General features: G+C 62.3%; 18 protein-coding genes. 9 read left to right on the top strand and 9 right to left on the bottom strand.

Annotation, left to right across the window (positions count from 1 at the left end; genetic code table 11):
* Positions 1 to 128: 128 nt before the first annotated feature.
* The 3 genes from J2046_RS06825 to J2046_RS06815 all read left to right on the top strand — a co-directional run bounded on the left by J2046_RS06825 (position 129) and on the right by J2046_RS06815 (position 2,777).
* The gene (locus J2046_RS06825) at positions 129 to 638 is read left to right on the top strand and encodes a DUF1993 domain-containing protein (RefSeq protein ID WP_210050459.1); all 510 of its coding nucleotides are present in this window, start codon (positions 129 to 131) and stop codon (positions 636 to 638) included.
* A gap of 70 nt (positions 639 to 708) precedes the next feature.
* A complete protein-coding gene (locus J2046_RS06820) occupies positions 709 to 1,386 on the top strand; it encodes a response regulator (protein WP_037151750.1) in 678 nt (225 codons plus the stop codon).
* Between the two features lie 8 nt (positions 1,387 to 1,394).
* Complete coding sequence (locus J2046_RS06815; protein WP_210050458.1) at positions 1,395 to 2,777, top strand: sensor histidine kinase; 1,383 nt, start codon at positions 1,395 to 1,397, stop codon at positions 2,775 to 2,777.
* A 1-nt stretch (position 2,778) separates the two neighbouring features.
* On the opposite strand, the gene nagA is transcribed toward J2046_RS06815, so the two are convergent.
* From nagA to J2046_RS06795, 4 genes are read right to left on the bottom strand one after another with little or no spacing between them, the layout of a single operon-like run.
* Positions 2,779 to 3,939, bottom strand: a complete 1,161-nt coding sequence (gene nagA, locus J2046_RS06810) for an N-acetylglucosamine-6-phosphate deacetylase (RefSeq protein WP_210050456.1) — start codon at positions 3,937 to 3,939, stop codon at positions 2,779 to 2,781.
* On the bottom strand, positions 3,936 to 4,958 hold the full coding sequence (locus J2046_RS06805; protein WP_210050455.1) for an SIS domain-containing protein: 1,023 nt from the start codon (positions 4,956 to 4,958) through the stop codon (positions 3,936 to 3,938). The genes nagA and J2046_RS06805 overlap by 4 nt, the downstream gene beginning before the upstream one ends.
* A 13-nt stretch (positions 4,959 to 4,971) precedes the next feature.
* On the bottom strand, positions 4,972 to 5,736 hold the full coding sequence (locus tag J2046_RS06800; protein WP_210050454.1) for a GntR family transcriptional regulator: 765 nt from the start codon (positions 5,734 to 5,736) through the stop codon (positions 4,972 to 4,974).
* Entirely contained in the window at positions 5,733 to 6,620 is an 888-nt protein-coding gene (locus J2046_RS06795; protein ID WP_210050453.1) for a glucosamine kinase nucleotide-binding domain-containing protein, read from the bottom strand. Before J2046_RS06795 ends, J2046_RS06800 begins: the two co-directional genes overlap by 4 nt.
* 208 nt (positions 6,621 to 6,828) lie before the next feature.
* On the opposite strand from J2046_RS06795, the gene J2046_RS06790 reads away from it, so the two are divergent.
* The 6 genes from J2046_RS06790 (at position 6,829) to J2046_RS06765 (ending at position 13,109) form a co-directional block, all read left to right on the top strand.
* The gene (locus J2046_RS06790; protein ID WP_210050452.1) at positions 6,829 to 7,743 is read left to right on the top strand and encodes an N-acetylmuramic acid 6-phosphate etherase; all 915 of its coding nucleotides are present in this window, start codon (positions 6,829 to 6,831) and stop codon (positions 7,741 to 7,743) included.
* A gap of 24 nt (positions 7,744 to 7,767) precedes the next feature.
* Positions 7,768 to 9,024, top strand: coding sequence for an ABC transporter substrate-binding protein (locus J2046_RS06785; protein ID WP_210050451.1), 1,257 nt, complete (start codon positions 7,768 to 7,770; stop codon positions 9,022 to 9,024).
* Positions 9,025 to 9,233: 209 nt separating this feature from the next.
* On the top strand, positions 9,234 to 10,184 hold the full coding sequence (locus tag J2046_RS06780) for a carbohydrate ABC transporter permease (protein WP_210050450.1): 951 nt from the start codon (positions 9,234 to 9,236) through the stop codon (positions 10,182 to 10,184).
* Between the two features lie 10 nt (positions 10,185 to 10,194).
* Positions 10,195 to 11,034, top strand: a complete 840-nt coding sequence (locus tag J2046_RS06775) for a carbohydrate ABC transporter permease (RefSeq protein WP_037151726.1) — start codon at positions 10,195 to 10,197, stop codon at positions 11,032 to 11,034.
* Complete coding sequence (locus J2046_RS06770; RefSeq protein ID WP_210050449.1) at positions 11,031 to 12,095, top strand: Gfo/Idh/MocA family protein; 1,065 nt, start codon at positions 11,031 to 11,033, stop codon at positions 12,093 to 12,095. The genes J2046_RS06775 and J2046_RS06770 overlap by 4 nt, the downstream gene beginning before the upstream one ends.
* A 12-nt stretch (positions 12,096 to 12,107) precedes the next feature.
* A complete protein-coding gene (locus tag J2046_RS06765) occupies positions 12,108 to 13,109 on the top strand; it encodes an ABC transporter ATP-binding protein (RefSeq protein ID WP_210050448.1) in 1,002 nt (333 codons plus the stop codon).
* Position 13,110: 1 nt separating this feature from the next.
* On the opposite strand, the gene J2046_RS06760 is transcribed toward J2046_RS06765, so the two are convergent.
* Genes J2046_RS06760 through J2046_RS06740 form a run of 5 tightly spaced genes read right to left on the bottom strand, consistent with a single transcriptional unit; the run spans position 13,111 to position 18,370 of the window.
* Positions 13,111 to 14,010, bottom strand: a complete 900-nt coding sequence (locus tag J2046_RS06760; protein ID WP_210050447.1) for a carbohydrate kinase family protein — start codon at positions 14,008 to 14,010, stop codon at positions 13,111 to 13,113.
* Complete coding sequence (locus tag J2046_RS06755; RefSeq protein ID WP_210050446.1) at positions 14,007 to 15,047, bottom strand: ABC transporter ATP-binding protein; 1,041 nt, start codon at positions 15,045 to 15,047, stop codon at positions 14,007 to 14,009. The genes J2046_RS06760 and J2046_RS06755 overlap by 4 nt, the downstream gene beginning before the upstream one ends.
* Positions 15,047 to 16,561 (bottom strand): argininosuccinate lyase, encoded by a 1,515-nt coding sequence (argH, locus tag J2046_RS06750; RefSeq protein WP_210050445.1) that lies wholly within the window; start codon positions 16,559 to 16,561, stop codon positions 15,047 to 15,049. Before argH ends, J2046_RS06755 begins: the two co-directional genes overlap by 1 nt.
* A gap of 4 nt (positions 16,562 to 16,565) precedes the next feature.
* Positions 16,566 to 17,420 carry a carbohydrate ABC transporter permease gene (locus J2046_RS06745; protein ID WP_210050444.1) on the bottom strand — a complete coding sequence of 285 codons (855 nt, stop codon included), beginning with the start codon at positions 17,418 to 17,420 and terminating at the stop codon, positions 16,566 to 16,568.
* Entirely contained in the window at positions 17,417 to 18,370 is a 954-nt protein-coding gene (locus J2046_RS06740; RefSeq protein ID WP_210050442.1) for a carbohydrate ABC transporter permease, read from the bottom strand. The genes J2046_RS06745 and J2046_RS06740 overlap by 4 nt, the downstream gene beginning before the upstream one ends.
* Positions 18,371 to 18,372: the final 2 nt, after the last annotated feature.

The following is an 18,372-nucleotide window of genomic DNA, read 5'->3' as shown; positions in this document are numbered from 1 at the left end:
GGCATTCGCGTCACGGTCACCGATTGCAGCTTTTACCCGGCTTGTTTTCCCCACAGGCCTCATTACCTGAGGGCGGTTCTTTTCACACCGGAAGATCCGGCGCCTTGCTGCAAACAGAGGTCAGAACCATGTCACTTTCGCTCTACGATATCACCGTACCGGTCTTCATCCGCGCCTTCGGCAATCTCACCGAAATCCTGAAGAAGGGTGAGGCCTATGCCGACGAAAAGGGCCTGGAGCACAAGGAGCTTCTCAATGCCCGGCTGATCGAAGACATGTATCCGCTGATCGCGCAGATCCAGCGCGCCAGCGACGCGGCCAAGTTCGTGCCCGTCCGGCTCGGACAGGTCGAAAACGTGCCGATGGACGACAACGAAGCGACTTTCGCCGACCTGCATGCCCGCATCGAAAAGACCGTGACTTTTCTTAAAAGTGTCGATCCCGCCATGATGGCCGACCGTGAAGAGGCCGAGGTGGTGTTGAAGACCCGCAGCGGATCGACGACCTTCACCGGCCGTAATTATGTCCTGGGCTTTGCCATCCCGAATTTCTATTTCCACGTCACAACAGCCTACGCGATCCTGCGCCACAAGGGCGTGCCGATCGGCAAGATGGACTATATCGGCCGGAGCCAATAACCATGCTCCCAGCGCATCCGTGACTTCCCTTTCCTACGCCTGTAAACTGGAAGAAAAAGGGGAACAACGGTTGCGTATCCTTCTGGTCGAGGACAATCAGGCGTTGGCCGAAGGGCTGTCGACGATCCTGCGCGGCAGCGGCTATGCCGTCGATGCGGTGGCGGACGGTGCTTCTGCGGAAGCGGTCGCCGCTGCGGAGACATATGACCTCGTCATCCTCGACCTGAATTTGCCCGAGATGGATGGGCTCGACGTGCTGCGCGCCATGCGGGCCAGGCAGAACAAGGCTGCCGTCATGATCCTGACGGCTCGCGGCACGCCGGAGGAGCGGGTGAAGGGTCTCGATCTCGGCGCCGATGACTACATGATCAAGCCTTTCGACATCTCGGAATTCGAGGCGCGTATCCGCGTGCTCCTGCGCCGCCATGCGGGCTTGAGAAGCTCGATCGTCAATTATGGCGGCGTCACCTTCGACCTGAATTCCCGGACATTCTCCAGCCATGGCGCTCCGCTCGATATTCCCGCACGCGAAGTGGCGCTCCTGGAACTCCTGTTCCTGCGCGCTGGCAAGGTCGTCTCCAAGGACGCGATCATGCGCTCGCTGACTGGCTTCGACGACGATCTTTCGGCCAATGCGATCGAGCAATATGTCAGTCGACTGCGCCGTCGTCTTGCGCCGCATGGGCTGACGGTGAAGACTGCCCGCGGTATCGGTTACTATCTCGATACCGTGGCGCCCGTACCATGACGCCGCCAATGACGCCAACGGCCGCCTACTCGCTGCGTCGGCGGCTGCTCGCCTGGCTTCTCATCTCGACGGCGGTGATCGGCACCGTCGCTATGGTCGACACCTGGGACGAGGCCGTCGATACGGCGAACGAGGTTTCCGATCGCGTTCTGGCCGGCTCGGCGCTGGCGATCGCGGAGCGCGTGATCGTCGCCGAAGACGGCTCGCTGGAAGTTGATATCCCCTATGTGGCGCTGGAGATGCTGACGTCGGCCGCGCAGGATCGCGTCTTCTATCGGGTGGATGGCCCGCCGGGAACCTTCATCACCGGTTATCAGAACCTGCCCTCGATTCCCCGCCGGGAGGGCCAGGCGGCGGCGTTCGAGAACGCCATTTTTCGGGGTGAGCCGATCCGTGTGGCGGCACTCGCCCGGTCGGCCTCGACCGGCATCAACTCGGTGCCCTTCATCGTCACCGTGGCGGAAACCACGATCGCCCGCCAGCAATTGACCAGGACCATTCTGATCCGGTCGGCATTGCGCCTGCTTTTCATGATCGCCGGTGCAGCGGTCATCGTCTGGGTTGCTGTCAGCCTGTCGCTCCGCCCGCTCTACCGCTTCAGTGAAGCGATCGCCGAGCGCAGCCCGGACGACCTGCATCCGATCAGCGAACGGGTGCCGAGCGAGGTCCAGGGCCTTGTCGATACGGTCAACTCCTTCATGGTGCGGCTCGAGGGGGCACTGGAGGCTCTCAGGCATTTCACCGGCAATGCCAGCCATCAGCTCCGAACGCCGCTCGCCATCATCCGCACGCAGCTTGCGCTGGCCGGCCGCGCTACAGGACTGGACGGGGCGAAGGAAGCGGTCCGCAAGGCGGATGAGGCGGTTGCCGATGCGGAACGCATCCTGGCCCAGCTCCTGCTGATGGCGAAGATTGATGCGGCGAAGCGCTCCGCCTCGATGCAGAAGGTCGATCTGGCGACCCTCGTGCAGGGCGCGACGGCGGACCATGTGCCGCTTGCCGCCGAAGCCGGCATCGATCTCGGGTTCGAAGGTGGGTCCGGAGTTGCGATCTTTGCGGAGCCGCTCCTGATCGGCGAGCTCCTGAAGAACCTGATTGGCAATGCTCTGCTTTATGCGGGGAACGGCGCGGAGGTGACTGTCCGCGTGAAACAGGAAGGCGATACGGCCGTGCTGGAAGTCGAGGACAATGGTCCCGGCATTCCGCCGGAGAAACGGGCTTCCGTATTGAAGCGCTTCGAGCGTGGCGAGCAAACGGACAAGGCGGGCAGCGGTCTCGGCCTGCCGATCATCGAGGAGATTGCCCGCCTCCACGGCGCGGCAATGACCCTCGCGGACGGCCGCGAGGGCAGAGGGCTGACGGTGGAAATCCGCTTTCCGGTAGCCGGCTAATTTATTCCTGATGAGCCATGGTGCCGCCGATCCAGGTGCTCTTCATGCCGAGATCCTCGGTGAGGATAACGAAATCCGCATCGAAGCCGGGTTTCAGTGCGCCCTTGCGGTCGGAGAGCCATGCCGCTTCCGCCGGATAGGTCGAGGCCATCCGCAATGCCTCTTCGATCGGCAGGCCGAGCGTCTGATGCACGAAGCGCACCGACGAGATCATGTCGATGTCGGCCCCTGCAAGCGTACCGTCGGCAAGCGTCAGCCGGCCGTCCCGGCGCAGGATTTCGCGGCCGTTTAGCGTAAAGCTCTTCATGTCCGTACCAATCGGCGACATGGCATCGGTGACGATGAAGATCTTGCCCGGCCCGTTTTTTGCCCGGAGAGCAATGTCCATCGCGGCGGGATGGACATGGATGCCGTCGGCGATCAGCCCGGCGTAGAGCGAGCCGATGTCCAGCGCCGCACCGACGACGCCCGGCTGGCGATGGCCGAGCGGGCTCATGGCATTGAAGAGATGCGTGACGGTGCGCACGCCCGCCTCGGCATAGGCCCTGGCTGTTTCATAGGTCGTGTCGGTGTGGCCGAGGCTCACCATGAAGCCGGCCTCCGCAAGCCGCTTCGCCCGCTCCGGGGTGACGTTCTCCGGCGCGACGGTGACCATCATCGCATCGAATATGCCCCTGCAGGAGAGCGTGAGTTCGATGTCCTTCTCCTCCATCGGCCGGATCAGCTTCGGGTCATGTGCCCCCTTGCGGGCGATGGAAAGATGCGGACCTTCGAGATGCAGGCCAAGGAAGCCCGGCACATTCTGCGCTTTGGCCTGCCTGCCTGCCTCGACGGTCCTGGCGGTGATCTCGAACGTGTCGGTGATGAGGGTCGGCAACAGGCCGGTCGTGCCGAACTTGGCGTGCGCCGCGCAGATCTGCTTGAGCCCTGCGACGGTCGGCTCCTCGTTGAGCAGCACGCCGCCGCCGCCGTTCACCTGCAGGTCGATGAAGCCGGGCACGATCAGACTGCTGTCGGCATCGATCGTCTCCATGCCTTCCGGTAGATTTGCGACAGGCCGAATCGCCTCGACCCGGCCATTGCCGAAAACGAGCGCGGCGTTCTCATGCCAGGAAGCGCCGTCGAAGATGCGGGCGCCGATGATGGCCTTGGCTGTACTCATAATGTTTCGGTCACCTTCTTGAGTGCGACTGGCGCATCCGGGTTGAAGCCCTTGGCGCGCGACCAGGCTTCCACGAAGCCATAGAAGGGCAGGATGAGCGCCAGCGCGTCGGTGAGTGGATGGCCGGTCGCGACGAAAGGCAGCTTTCGAGCGGCCTTGACCTTGTCGGAGGTGGCGAAGGCAAGCGCCCCCTTGGCGGCGAGGTTCTCGGCAATCTCGACGGCCGAGGTCTCGGCTGCGTCGCGCGCTGCGAAGGTGACGACCGGAAACCGCTTTTCCACCAGCGCCACGGGGCCGTGCAGCACTTCCGCAGCTGAATAGGCTTCCGCATGCATGTTCGAGGTTTCCTTGAATTTCAACGCCGCTTCGCTGGCGATCGAGAGCGCCGGCCCGCGACCAAGCATGTAGAGAGATTCCGCGTCGCCGAGCTCTTTGGCGAGTTCGTTCCAGTCGAGCTTGACCGCCTTTTCGAAATGTGACGGCAGGTTGCGGATGGCAGCTTTGAGGTCTTCGTCGTCCACCCACTCGGAAAGCAGCGCAAGGCCCGCGACAATCGAATTGACGAAGGATTTCGTTGCCGCGACCGCAAGTTCCGGTCCGGCATTGATGTTGATCGCATGGTTCGAAGCGCTGGCAATCGGCGACGGTAGCGTATTGGTGAGCGCGATCGTGACAGCGCCGGATCTGGTTGCGGCTTCCGCCATGGCGACGATGTCCGGGCTTTTGCCGGATTGGGAAATCGCGATCGCCGCGCCGCCCTTAAGCTTCAGCTTCGCGCCGTAGATCGAAGCAAGCGAGGGGCCGAGCGAAGCGACGGGGCGACCGGCGGTAAGCTCGATCGCGTATTTGATGAAGGTCGCCGCATGGTCGGAGGAGCCGCGGGCGATGGTGATGAGGAACGCGGGATCCTTCTCCCGGAGCGCCCGGCCGGCGGCAATGATCTCCGCTGCCGACCTGTCAAGCAACCGGGCCGTCGCCTCCGGTATCTCGTTGATCTCTTGCCGCATATGGGTTTGCATGGTTCAGTCCTTGTCAGTTTTCGCCGAGCGAGAGCTCGGCCACGAAATCATAGGCGTCGCCGCGATAGAGTGAGCGGGTGAGTTCCACCACGCGACCGGATGCCAGATAGGATACGCGTTCGATCGAAAGCCCGGCGGAGCCCACGGGCACTGCCAGCAATCCGGCATCCGGGTTCTTCATATTGCAGGCGGATATCCGTTGTATGGCGCGCACGGGCCGGGCATCTTTTTTTTCCAGTTCCGCGTAGAGCGAATTGGTGACAGCGGAAGGGTCCGGCAGGAATTCGGCGGAAATGCTGGCGCGTTCGATGGCAAGCGGCATGTCATTGGCGATGCGCAGGCGTCCGAGGCGGGCCACCTTCGTTCCCGGTGCAAGCCCCAGCATCATCATTTCTTCCGGGGAGGGGTGGAACAGGCCCCGTTCCAGCCATTCGGACTTGGTCACCAGCCCGCGCCGCGCCATGTCCTCGGTAAAGGACGTGAGCCGGGTCAGCGGCTGCTCGACACGTGACAGCGGCTTGACCACGAATGTGCCGGAACCGTGCCTGCGGGTGAGCAGGCCATCCTTGACGAGATCGTCGACCGCCTTGCGCACCGTCACCCGGCTGACATTGGCGTAATCCGCAAGGTCGCGTTCGGCCGGCAGCGCGTCGCCGTGGCCGAGCTTGCCGGTGCGGATCGCGTCTTCCAGGCTCTGGCGCAATTTCCTGTAAAGCGGCCCGGTGCCGGCATTTTGCAGACCGTCGAGGGGAAGGATGGCGGCAAGCGTCTCGTTCATGCACGCGCCTCCGAAGGTGAGCCATAGGCCTTGACCGCGAGCGCCACGGCACCCGTCAGCGCGTCGGCAAGCGGCTCGGAAAGCCGGCTGCGATGCCGTTCGGCAAGGTATTCGGGATAGAGCACTGCGAGACCCCCGAGCAGGCAGAGCCGGCCTTTACCCCTAGTGACGGCGTTCACTGCGTCGAGGGCCTCGTCGATGCCGGCCGCGCCGGTTTTCAGGATGCGGATCGCCGCTTGGTCGCCATGCCGGGCGTATTCGAAAACCTTCGGCGTGTAGCGGCCATAGTCACCCGGTTTCGCCAGCCGGGCGAAGTCGACCACATTCTCCGGATTGTTCCCGAATTCGGCAAGGATGGCTTTCGAGAGCCCGGTCATCGGACGGATGTTGTCGTAGGCGAGCAGGCTTTCCTGCAGCGCAAGCTGGCCGAGCCGCGCGCCGCTGCCGAGATCGCTCACCTGGAATCCCCAGCCGGCGACCGAATGAAGTTCTCCGTCGTGCCGCGCAATATAGACGGTTCCCGTGCCGACGATGCCGATCGCACCGTCCTCGTCGCCGATCGCGCCCTGAAGTGCGATCACTCCGTCGGAGACGATCTCCGACTGCTTGAAGGGCAAGCGCGCCTTCACATAGCTCACGGCGTCTCCGACATTGTTGCCGGCAAGGCCGAGGATGGCGGATGCGGATGAGAGATCGGGTTCGATCCCGGCCTCTTCGAAAGCGCGCTGTGCCGCCTCGGCGATATGTTTCAACGCGGTGTCCGGATCGGTAAGGATATTGGACGCGCCGCTCTTGCCGCGACCGAGAATAGTACCATCTCCGTCAGCCAATGCCGCGCGGCAGCTGGTTCCCCCGCCATCGATTCCGATAAAATAATCGATCATGGATACCTCCGAAAATTGATAATACCAAAAAAATACCAATAACCAAGTACGATTTCGGATTTCTGAAATGTCATGTGATATCACTCTGAAATAGATAGATTATTTCCTTTTTTCCGAGACAACGTTATTGATTTGGTGACAAAAGTTAATTTTCTTTCTGGACAATTGGTATTTTTTTGGCATTATTTTGGTTAGAGGGAGAAATCGGATGAGCAATAACGCCACCGAAACAAGACATGGGGAAGCGGAAGGGCTCGATATGCGTGAGCCCGCCGAAATCCTTTGGCTTTTGGCGACGGCTCAGCAGGAGGCCGCGAAAGCGGTCGACCACGCCATTCCGGCTATCGCTGAAGCCGCTGGTCTTATGGCTGCAACGTTGAAGTCTGGCGGCAAGCTCGTTTACGTCGGTGCCGGCAGCGCCGGTCTGGTCGCCATGACCGATGCTCTTGAATTGCCCGGAACTTACGGGATCGCGCCGGAGAAGCTGGTTGTCCTGTTCGCCGGCGGACTTTCCCCGGTCACCGATCTGCCCGGCGGACCGGAAGATGATCCGGCACTCGGGCGGCACGATGCGGATGTCATCTCAGGAGAAGACTGCGTCCTCTGCGTCTCCGCCAGCGGTTCGACGCCCTATACGGTCGCTGTCGCCGAAGTGGCCAGGGCACGCGGCGCGAAACTGGTGGCGATCGCCAACAATGCCGGCGCAAGACTGTTCGATGGCGCCGATGTGTCGATCCTGCTTGAAACGCCGCCGGAAGTGGTGGCGGGCTCCACCCGCATGGGGGCCGGCACGGCGCAGAAAATGGCGTTCAATATGCTCTCGACACTGGTGGCGGTGAAGCTTGGCCACGTGCATGACGGCCACATGGTCAACCTGCGCGCCGATAACGACAAGCTGCAGGCCCGTGCCGCCCGCATGGTGGCGGAGATCGCAGGGATCGGGTTCGAGGAAGCGCGCGCCTGGTTTGGCGCTGCCGATGGCTCGGTGAAGGTGGCGGTTCTGCTTGCGGCCGGTGCGGCCGATCCGGAAGCGGCAACCGCGCTGCTGGCCAGGTCCGGCGAGGTGCTGCGTGTCGCGCTTGATGAGCTGCACGCAGGCAAAAGTTCCATGAAGCGCGCTTGACGGCGCAAAAAGAGGGAGAACATCATGACCCGCATTTTGAAAGGCATGCTTTTCGCAACGACCGTGCTCGCGCCTGCGGGCATGGCGTCTGCGCAGACGGCCCAGCTCACCATCGAGAGCTGGCGCAACGATGACCTGCCGATCTGGCAGGAGAAGATCATTCCGGCCTTCGAAGCGAAGAACCCCGATATCAAGGTAACCTTTGCGCCGATGGCGCCGACTGAATACAATTCCGCCGTCAACGCCAAGCTGGAGGCAGGCACGGCCGGAGACCTCATCACCTGCCGTCCGTTCGACCTGTCGCTCGCCATGTTCCAGAAGGGCCAGCTCGCCTCGCTGAACGACCTGCCCGGCATTTCGAACTTCTCCGACGTCGCCAAGTCCGCCTGGACCACCGATGACGGCAAGACCACCTTCTGCGTGCCGATGGCATCGGTCATTCACGGTTTCATCTACAACAAGAAGGCTTTCGAAGAAGCCGGCGTTGAGGTTCCGAAGACCGAGGATGAATTCTTCGCCGTGCTCGAGAAGTTCAAGAAGGATGGCAATTACATCCCGCTCGCCATGGGCACCAAGGACCAGTGGGAAGCGGCCACGATGGGCTACTACAACATCGGCCCGAATTACTGGAAGGGCGAGGAGGGCCGCAAGGCGCTGATCGCCGGCACCGAGAAGCTCACCGATCCGCAATGGGTCGAGCCCTATGCGACGCTCGCCAAGTGGAAGCCCTATCTCGGCGATGGTTTCGAGGCTCAGACCTATCCGGACAGCCAGAATCTCTTCACGCTTGGCCGCGCCGCGATCTATCCGGCCGGTTCGTGGGAAATCGCGCCGTTCAAGGCTCAGGCCGATTTCGAAATGGGCGCCTTCCCGCCGCCGGTGAAGAAGGCAGGTGACACCTGCTACATCTCCGACCACAACGACATCGGTCTCGGCCTCAACGCCAAGGGCAAGAATCCGGAAGCGGCGAAGAAATTCCTCGCTTGGGTCGCCTCGCCGGAATTCGCCGAGCTTTACGCCAATGCGCTTCCCGGCTTCTTCAGCCTGAACTCGACGCCGGTGAAAATGACGGATGATCTTGCCCAGGAATTCGTTTCCTGGCGCGAGAACTGCAAGACGACGATCCGCCCGAGCGCGGCGATCGTTGGCCGCGGCCAGCCGAACCTCGACCTCGAGATGTGGCGCGTTTCGGCCAACGTCATCAACGGCACGCAAACGCCTGAGCAAGCGGCGGAAGAGACCCAGAAGGGGCTCGACAGCTGGTACAAGCCGGCGAAGTAAGCGCCTCCCGCCCACCATCTGCCCCTCACCCTAACCCTCTCCCCGCTTGCGGGGAGAGGGGACCTGCCTCGCTCGACCTTCGAGATGGAGGAAACCGTTGCGGCATATTCCTTCTCCCCGTCAAAACGGGGAGAAGGTGGCGGTAGCCGGATGAGGGGCATTGCCGTAACATCCTGAACACGCCGTAACTAAAGACCGGAACCCGCGCCATGAGCGATACCGACATGACCGATACCGAGATCGTTGCGGTGAAGCGGCCCGCCCGCTGGCATATCCTCGTCTTCCTGGCGCCGGCCTTCCTCGTTTATACGGCGGTGATGATCCTGCCGCTCATCGAAACGCTGAGGCTCTCGCTCTTCAACATGATCGAAGGCCAGCTTGCCTTCGTCGGCTTCAACAATTTCCGGGTCCTCTTCAGCGATCCGAGGCTCTCCGCCGATTTCTGGAACGCGCTTGGCAACAACGTCATCTTCTTCATCATCCATATGCTCGTGCAGAACCCGGTCGGCATTGCCATCGCCGCCATGCTGTCGGTGCCGAACCTGCGCTTCGCCGCCTTCTACCGTTCGGCGATCTTTGTGCCGACGCTGCTCTCCTTCGTCATCGTCGGCTTCATCTGGAAGCTCATCCTCTCGCCGATCTGGGGCATTGCGCCCGGCATGATGGATTGGGTGGGCTTGAAATGGGCCTTCGCGCCCTGGCTCGGCAAGCCGGAAACGGCGCTCGTCACCGTCTCGCTGATCTCGGTTTGGCAATATGTCGGCATTCCGATGATGCTGATCTATGCGGCGCTGCTGAATATTCCCGACGAGGTGCTGGAAGCCGCCGAGTGCGACGGCATTACCGGCTGGGGCCAGTTCTGGAAGATCAAGCTGCCGCTCATCCTGCCTTCGATCGGCATCGTCTCGGTACTGACCTTCGTCGGCAATTTCAACGCCTTCGACCTGATCTACACGGTGCAGGGGGCACTCGCCGGCCCGAACGGCTCGACGGATATCCTGGGCACGCTGCTCTACCGCACCTTCTTCGGGTTCCAGAACCAGATGGGCGACCGCTCGATGGGCGCCACTATCGCTGCCGTGATGTTCCTCATCATCCTCGCCGGCGTCTCGCTCTATCTCTTCGTCATCCAGCGGCGCATGCGCCGCTACCAGTTCTGAGGAGACGGACATGTCGAAAGCCCGCTCCGCCCCGCTGCGCACCGCGCTCATCCACCTGGCGCTGATCGCCTATACGCTGGTGGCACTGTTCCCGGTCTTCCTGACTCTGGTCAATTCGTTCAAGAGTCGCAATGCCATCTTCCGCGAGCCGATGGCGCTGCCGACACCGTCGACCTTCAGCCTGATCGGCTACCAGACCGTGCTGAACCAGGGCGACTTCGTCGGGTATTTCCAGAACAGCCTGATCGTCACGGTCGTGTCGATCGCGCTGGTTCTGCTCACCGGCGCCATGGCCGCCTTCGCGCTGTCCGAATATCGCTTCCGCGGCAATACGCTGATGGGGCTTTACCTGGCGCTCGGCATCATGATCCCGATCCGCCTAGGTACGGTGGCGATCCTGCAGGGCATGGTGGCGGCCGGCCTCGTCAACACGTTGACATCGCTCATCCTCGTCTACACGGCGCAGGGCCTGCCGCTGGCGATCTTCATCCTGTCGGAATTCATGCGCACCGTCTCGGACGATCTGAAGAATGCCGGCCGCATAGACGGGCTTTCGGAATACGCGATCTTCTTCCGCCTTGTCCTGCCGCTGGTGCGCCCCGCCATGGCGACGGTCGCAGTTTTCACCATGATCCCGATCTGGAACGACCTCTGGTTCCCGTTGATCCTCGCCCCCGGCGAAAGCACCAAGACGGTCACGCTTGGCGCCCAGATGTTCATCGGCCAGTTCGTCACCAACTGGAATGCGGTGCTCTCGGCGCTGTCGCTCGCCATCCTTCCGGTCATGGTTCTCTACGTCATCTTCTCGCGGCAATTGATCCGCGGCATTACCTCCGGAGCCGTCAAGTGAACCCGTCCATTCGTCCCATCCGTGTCCTCGTCGCCGGCCTCGGCAATATGGGTCGGAGCCATGCGCTGGCCTATCACGACAATCCGGGCTTCGAGATAGTCGGCCTCGTCAATCGCACCAAACGCGACCTGCCTTCCGAACTCGACGCCTATCCGCTCTTTTCGGATTTCGAGCAGGCATTGCGGCAGACGAAGCCGGAACTCTGCTCGATCAACACCTATTCCGACAGCCACGCGGACTATGCCGTCATGGCTTTCGAGGCTGGCTGCCACGTCTTCGTCGAAAAGCCGCTGGCGACCACCGTCGCCGATGCCGAGCGCGTCGTCGCGGCCGCCAGGAAGCATGACCGCAAGCTGGTGGTCGGCTATATACTCCGCCATCATCCGTCCTGGATGCAGCTGATCGCCGAAGCCCGCAAGCTTGGTCCGCCCTACGTGTTCCGCATGAACCTCAACCAGCAGTCCTCCGGCGACAAATGGGAGGTCCACAAGGCGCTGATGCAGACGACCCCGCCGATCGTCGATTGCGGCGTGCATTATGTCGACGTTTGGTGCCAGATCACCGACGCCAGGGCCGTCGAGGTGCGCGGCATGGGACTGCGCATGACCGATGAGGTCGCGCAGGACATGTACAACTACGGCCACATGCAGGTCCTGTTTGAGGACGGCTCGGTCGGCTGGTATGAGGCGGGTTGGGGGCCGATGATGTCGGAAATGGCCTTCTTCGTGAAGGATGTCATGTCGCCTGGGGGCTCGGTCTCGATCCTCGTCGACGCGAAAGCGAAATCCGACGACATCGACACGCATACGAAGACCTCCGTGATACGCGTCCATAGTGCTGAAACCGGCCCGGACGGCCGGTTCATCCGCCCGGACCAGGACCTGTCGATGACTGGCGAACCGGACCACCAGAAACTCTGCGATCTCGAACAGGCCTATGTGCTGAAGGCCATCCGCGAGAATATCGATCTCTCCCGGCATATGGATGATGCCGTGCAGTCGCTGCGCATCTGCCTCGCGGCGGATGAGAGCGTGCGCACCGGTAAGCCTATCCGACTCTGAAGGAAAAAGCCCTTGGGTTCCCTCCAACTGAAATCCATCCGCAAGGCCTTCGGCACCCACGAGGTGCTGAAGGGCATCGATCTCGAGGTGAAGGACGGCGAGTTCGTCATCTTCGTCGGCCCCTCCGGCTGCGGCAAGTCCACGTTGCTGCGAGTGATAGCCGGCCTTGAGGACGCGACATCGGGCAGCGTGCGGATCGATGGCGCCGAGGTCATCAATGTGCCGCCTGCCAAACGCGGCATCGCCATGGTGTTCCAGTCCTATGCGCTCTATCCGCACCTGACGGTCAAGGACAATATGGGTCTGGGCCTCAAGCAGGCGGGCACGGAAAAGGCCGAGATTGAGACGCGCGTCGCCAAGGCTTCCGCCATGCTCTCGCTCGATCCCTATCTCGCCCGCCGCCCTGCCGAATTGTCCGGCGGTCAACGCCAGCGCGTCGCGATCGGCCGCGCCATCGTGCGCGAACCAAAGCTTTTCCTGTTCGACGAGCCGCTGTCGAACCTCGATGCGGCGCTGCGTGTGCAGACGCGCCTGGAGATCGCCGGCCTGCACCGGCGACTGAAGGCGACGATGATTTATGTCACCCATGACCAGGTCGAGGCGATGACGCTGGCGGACAAGATCGTCGTGCTGAATGCCGGCGCGATCGAGCAGGTCGGCTCGCCCATGGAGCTTTATAATAAGCCGGCTAATATTTTCGTGGCCGGTTTCATCGGCTCGCCGCAGATGAACTTCATTCCGGCCGAAAAGCTGGGTGACGCCGGTGCCAAAACCATCGGCATCCGCCCGGAACATATTGCCCTCTCGCGCGAAAGCGGCGACTGGAAGGGCAAGGTCGTCCATGTGGAACACCTCGGTGCCGATACGATCGTCTATCTGGAGACCGAGGCGACCGGGCTTCTGACGGTTCGCCTGTTCGGGGAGCACCGTTACGCGCCGGACGACGTGGTCTTCGCCACGCCCGACAAGCCAAGCCAGCACCGCTTCGACGCAGACGACCGCGCGATCGTCTGATTCACTCTGCGGTCGTGAGCAGCCTGGCACCGCCGGCGGCCTGGACCGCCAGGCTGCCGAAGCGGATGCCGGCCCGAAGGCACATCTCTTCCGAGGCTCCGTTCAGCCAGGCATTGATGAAACCGGCATTGAAGGCATCGCCGGCACCGGTCGTGTCGATGACCGGCACGGTTTCCGCCGGCGCATGCAGCATCCGGCCGCCCGACATGACCCAGGCGCCCTGAGCGCCTCCCTTCAGCACCACAAGCGGAAAGGCGAGCGACAGCTTGCGGATCGCGACCTGGGGGTCGGCCGAACCGGTGATCGCCTCGGCCTCCTCCAGATTGGGCAGAAAAAGATCGACGCCCTCGCAGGCATGAAGCAGGCCGCGGTCATAGATCAGGGTCGCATCCCAGCTCGGATCGAGCGAAACGGTCAGTCCCTTTTCCTTGGCGCGGGAGACGAGATCGGGGATCTCGTGCAGGGTCGCATACTCGGCAATGTGAAGATGGCTTGCCTCCTCCCAATCGAGCGCGGCATCAAGCGTCGCGGGCAGTGCCGGCCCGGCCCGGCGGGTGAGGAAGGCGCGGTCCTGCCCGACGACGGCGGCCACGGTGATCTGCGGGCCGGCATCCCCGGCATGTTCGATAAAACGCAGGTCGACTCCGCTCTCGCGGAGCTGTGCCTCGACGCCGGCGGACAGCGAATCCGTGCCGATCCGTGCGGCGAGCGCCACCTTGCGGCCGGCATGTGCCAGATGCGCCGCGGCGATGAAGGCGCCACCGCCCGCCGCGATCTCCATTCCGGTTGCAAAAAGCTCGCGCCCCAGCACCGGCAGGTGATCGAGGCCCGTGAAAATAAGGTCGCAATAGACCCGCCCGATGCTGAGCACCGCAGATCTGGTCTCTGTATGCGTCATCATGAACGGCCCAGAAATTTCTCTGTGCTGGCGTCGAAGAGATAAAGGCTGCCGGGGGCTGCTTCGCAGGTGAGCTCGCTGCCGACGGCCGGCACGGATTTGTCTCGCGCCGTGGCTATCACCGAGGCGTTGGCAATGTCCAGATGCACCAGTGTTTCAGGTCCCAGGGGTTCCACAGCGGTTACCGTTCCCGTCAGTCTGAAGCCATTGCTGTCTGCCGTATTGGCATGGGCGATCAGGTCGTGGGGCCTGATTCCGATCAGGATGTCGCCGGCGGAAGCCATGTCCACGCCGGAGCCGTTGCGTCTGCCGCGCACGAGGTTCATGGACGGGCTGCCGATGAAGCGGGCGGTGAAGACATCGACCGGGCTTTCGTAGAGTTCCGACGGCGTGCCGACCTGCAGGATGTTGCCGTCCTTCATCACCACGATCCGGTCGGCCATGGTCATGGCTTCGATCTGGTCGTGTGTGACATACACGGTGGTGGTCTTCAGTCGCTGATGCAGGCGCTTGATCTCGATGCGCATCTGTGAGCGAAGCTGGGCGTCGAGGTTGGACAGGGGCTCGTCGAACAGGAAGGCGGCCGGATCACGCACCATGGCGCGGCCGATCGCCACGCGCTGGCGCTGGCCGCCGGAAAGCGCCGCCGGCCGGCGGTCGAGCAGGGCTTCCAACCCGAGGATCCTGCCAGCTTCCTCGATCCGCTTGTCTTTCTCGGCCTTGCTGAGCTTTGACGTGTAGAGGCCGAAGCCGATGTTCTGGCGCACTGTCATATGCGGATAGATCGCATAGTTCTGGAACACCATGGCGATATTGCGCTGCTTCGGCTCCCGCTGGTTGACCACGGTATCGCCGATCTTCAGCGTGCCGTCCGAAATCTCTTCAAGGCCGGCGATCATTCTGAGCGTTGTCGATTTGCCGCAGCCGGACGGGCCGACGAAGACGACAAATTCGCCATCGGCGATCGAAAGATCGATGCCCTTGACGGCTTCAACCTTGCCGTAGCGCTTTACGAGTTTTTCAAGTTCTATCGTCGCCATCAGCGGGCTCCCGTAAGCGCGGTGAACTTTTCTCTCAATTCCGCAGCAGCAGCGGCCTCATGGTCGGAAGCTTCCTTCGCCGTAGCTTCGAAGAGCGCGAGCTTTTCGCGATAGGCCTTGAGCGCATCCTGCATCGGTTCGGGTGCCGGGCCGCCGAAGCGGGCGCGCACGGCGACGAAGTGCTCCGGCGAGACGATCTCCCTGAACTTCGCAAGATCGACTGATGGCCTGCGCCCGGCTGAATGTTCGAAGGCCTTGAGGAAGGGCTCGTAACCGTCGTTGGGAAGGTCGCCCTTGGCAGCCACGACGCTTTTCGCCGTCGCTGCTGCAATCTCGTGTGCTTCGCGGAAGGAGAGGCCTTCGATCCGCACCAGCGAGTCGGCGAGCTCGGTGATGGTGATGCAGGAGCGGCGGATATTCTGGTCGACGCGCTCGGGGTCGATGCTGATCTGGCTGATCAGGGCTGCCAGCAGGTCGAGCACGCGCGAGGCGGAGGCGAAGGCCTCATAACCCATGCCTTGCGTCTCTCCCTCGCTGTCGTTCATGTCGGTGAACGGCGTATTGTGCATCACGTCGAGTACGGTCCGCGCCCGGCCAAAAGTCTGGCTGGCGAGATGGCGCAGATGCTCGATCGGCACCGGATTGCGCTTCTGCGGCATGATCGACGAAATCTGCACTAGCGCGTTCGGCACGTAGATCTGGCTCACTTCGAAGCTCGTCCAGAACTGGAAGTCCTGGATGAGGCGGCCGAGATGCAGGAACATCAGTTCGATGGCGGAATAGGAGGCGGTCGTATAGTCGACCGCCGCGATGCAGGAATAGGAGTTGCGCAGCGGCGCGGAAAAGCCGAGCAGTTCGGCGACGCGGGCGCGGTCGATCGGAAAGCCCGATGTGGTGATCGCCGCAGCGCCCATGGGCGAGAGATCGACGATGCGGCGGGCCTCGGCAAAGCGCTCGATATCGCGGATCAGCACTTCGATTGCGGCCGAGAGATAGTGGCCGAAGGTCGTCGGCTGGGCGGGCTGGCCATGCGTATAGGCGACGATCAGCGTGGATTTCTCCCGTTCGGCCGCATCGATCATCGCGGCAAGCAACAGCCTGGCCTTGCCCATCAGCGCGTCGATCTTTTCCTTCAGCCCGAGCTTGAAGAGCGTGTGGTCGATGTCGTTGCGGGAGCGGGCGGTGTGCAGCCGGCCGGCGATGTCGACGCCGATGCGGGCCTTCAGCTCCTTCTCGATCAGGAAGAAGAAGTCCTCCACTTCGCCGGTATAGACGAGTGTCGAGGGATCGATCTCCCGGTCGATCGCTTCCAGCGCATCGGCGATCTTGCCGGCGAGGTCCAGATCGAGAATGCCGGTCTCGACGAGCATCACGAGATGGGCGCGGTCGATGCGGCGGAAACCGTCGACATGATGGCTCTTGGCGCCGTCGAAGAGCGGCCTGAGCACGGTCTCTTTGTAGACCGGATCGGGGAATTTGCTGGTGTCGGAAAGGCGCGGGTTGATATCCGCCATGGCATTATCCTTTCAGGCCCGCCAGCATGACGCCGCGGACGATGTAGCGCTGCAGGACGAGGAAGACGATGAGCGTGGGAATGGTGGCGATCGCCGCCCCCGTCATGATCATTTCCCACTGGATCTGCTGCTCCACGGCAAAGCTCGAAAGCCCGACCGGTAGCGTATAGAGTTCCTTGCTGGTGGTGACGATCAGCGGCCAGAAGAAGGCCGTCCAGTTGCCGAGGAAGGTGAAGATGGCGAGCGCCGAGAGCGCCGGCGTGACGAGCGGCATGGCGACCTTCCACCAGATCTGGAACTCGTTGAGACCGTCGACGCGCGCCGCCTCGATGAAGTCGTTCGGCACCGTCTCGAAGAACTGCTTCATGAGGAAGGTGCCGAAGGCGGTCATCATGCCGGGGAACATGATGCCCCAGTAGCTGTCCAGCCAGCCGAGCTGGCTCGACATCAGGTACCACGGGATGACCAGCATCTCGGTCGGGATCATCAGCGTCGAGAGGATCGCCAGGAAGATGAAATAGCGGCCGCGGAACTCGAACTTGGCGAGCGTATAGCCGACCAGGCTATCGAAGAAACAGTTGGACAGCGTGACGATCGTGGCGACCAGCATCGAGTTGAAGAACCAGCGCATGAAGCGCCCGTCCGCCAGCACCGCGATATAGTTGGCGAGCGTTGGTGCGGCGGGGATGAGGCGCAGGTCGTAGACTTGATCGGCCGTCTTCAGCGAGGTGGAGAACATGAAGGCGAGCGGCGAGACCATGATCAGCCCGCCGATGAAGAGCACTGTCCAGGCGATGATCCTGCCGGGGCGCAGATCGGCCTTGTAGAGCGGCGGGGAGACGGGTGCAGCGTCGCTCATTTCTTTTCCCTCAGGATGAAGAGCTGCAGCAGCGAGACAACAAGCAGGATGGAGAAGAGCACCACCGTCTGCGCCGCGGCATAGCCCATGGCATAGGAGTTGAAGGCTGTCTGGTAGATCATCAGCACCAGCGGCTTGGTCGACCCGAGCGGCCCGCCGGGGTCGTTGGTGGTCATGTTGTAGACCTGGTCGAAGATGCGCAGGAAGCCGATCGAAGAGAAGACCACCAGGAATACGGTCGTGGGTTTGAGGAGCGGCAGGGTGATCTTGCGCAGGATCGCCCATTCGCCGAGGCCGTCGATACGGGCGGCCTCGTAGAAGGTGGTCGGAATGGCGCGAAGCCCGGCCATGAAGATGATGATCTGGAAGCCGAGACCCGCCCAGATGGCGGTGACCATGATCGAATAGAGCGCCTGATCCACGGAGCGGATGAAGGGCTGCTGCGGAATGCCGAGCATGCCGAACACGTCGTTGATGATGCCGATCGGCGGCGGCTGGTAGAACCAGCGCCAGACCCAGGCCATGGCCGCGGCGGTCGTGAGATAGGGCAGGAAATAGAGCGCCCGGATGAAGCCGTGCATGAAGCGCACGCGGTCGAGAAAGAAGGCGATCGTGAAGGAGAGCACGAGGCTGATCGGCGTGCCGATGATCAGGTAGGTGAAGGTATTCCGGAACACCTTCCAGAACTGCGGGTCCTTGAACAGCTTGGTGTAATTGGCGATCCCGATGAATTTCGCCGGGCGGAGCAGGTCCCAGTTGGTGAAGGACAGCCAGAAGGCTTGCGCGGTGGGATAGAAGCGGATGACCGCATAGAAGAGGATCGGCAGAAACAGGAATCCCCAGACCCAGAGAAGCCGCTTCGTCCGCATGGAAAGGCGGTCCCCAAAGGATATCCCTGGAGATCCGCCGGGACGGCCGGATGCCGTCCCCTGCTGTTCGATCGATGCCATGG

Source organism: Neorhizobium petrolearium, assembly GCF_017873175.1.
Lineage (GTDB): Bacteria > Pseudomonadota > Alphaproteobacteria > Rhizobiales > Rhizobiaceae > Neorhizobium > Neorhizobium petrolearium.
This window is presented reverse-complemented; position numbering and strand designations above follow the sequence as displayed.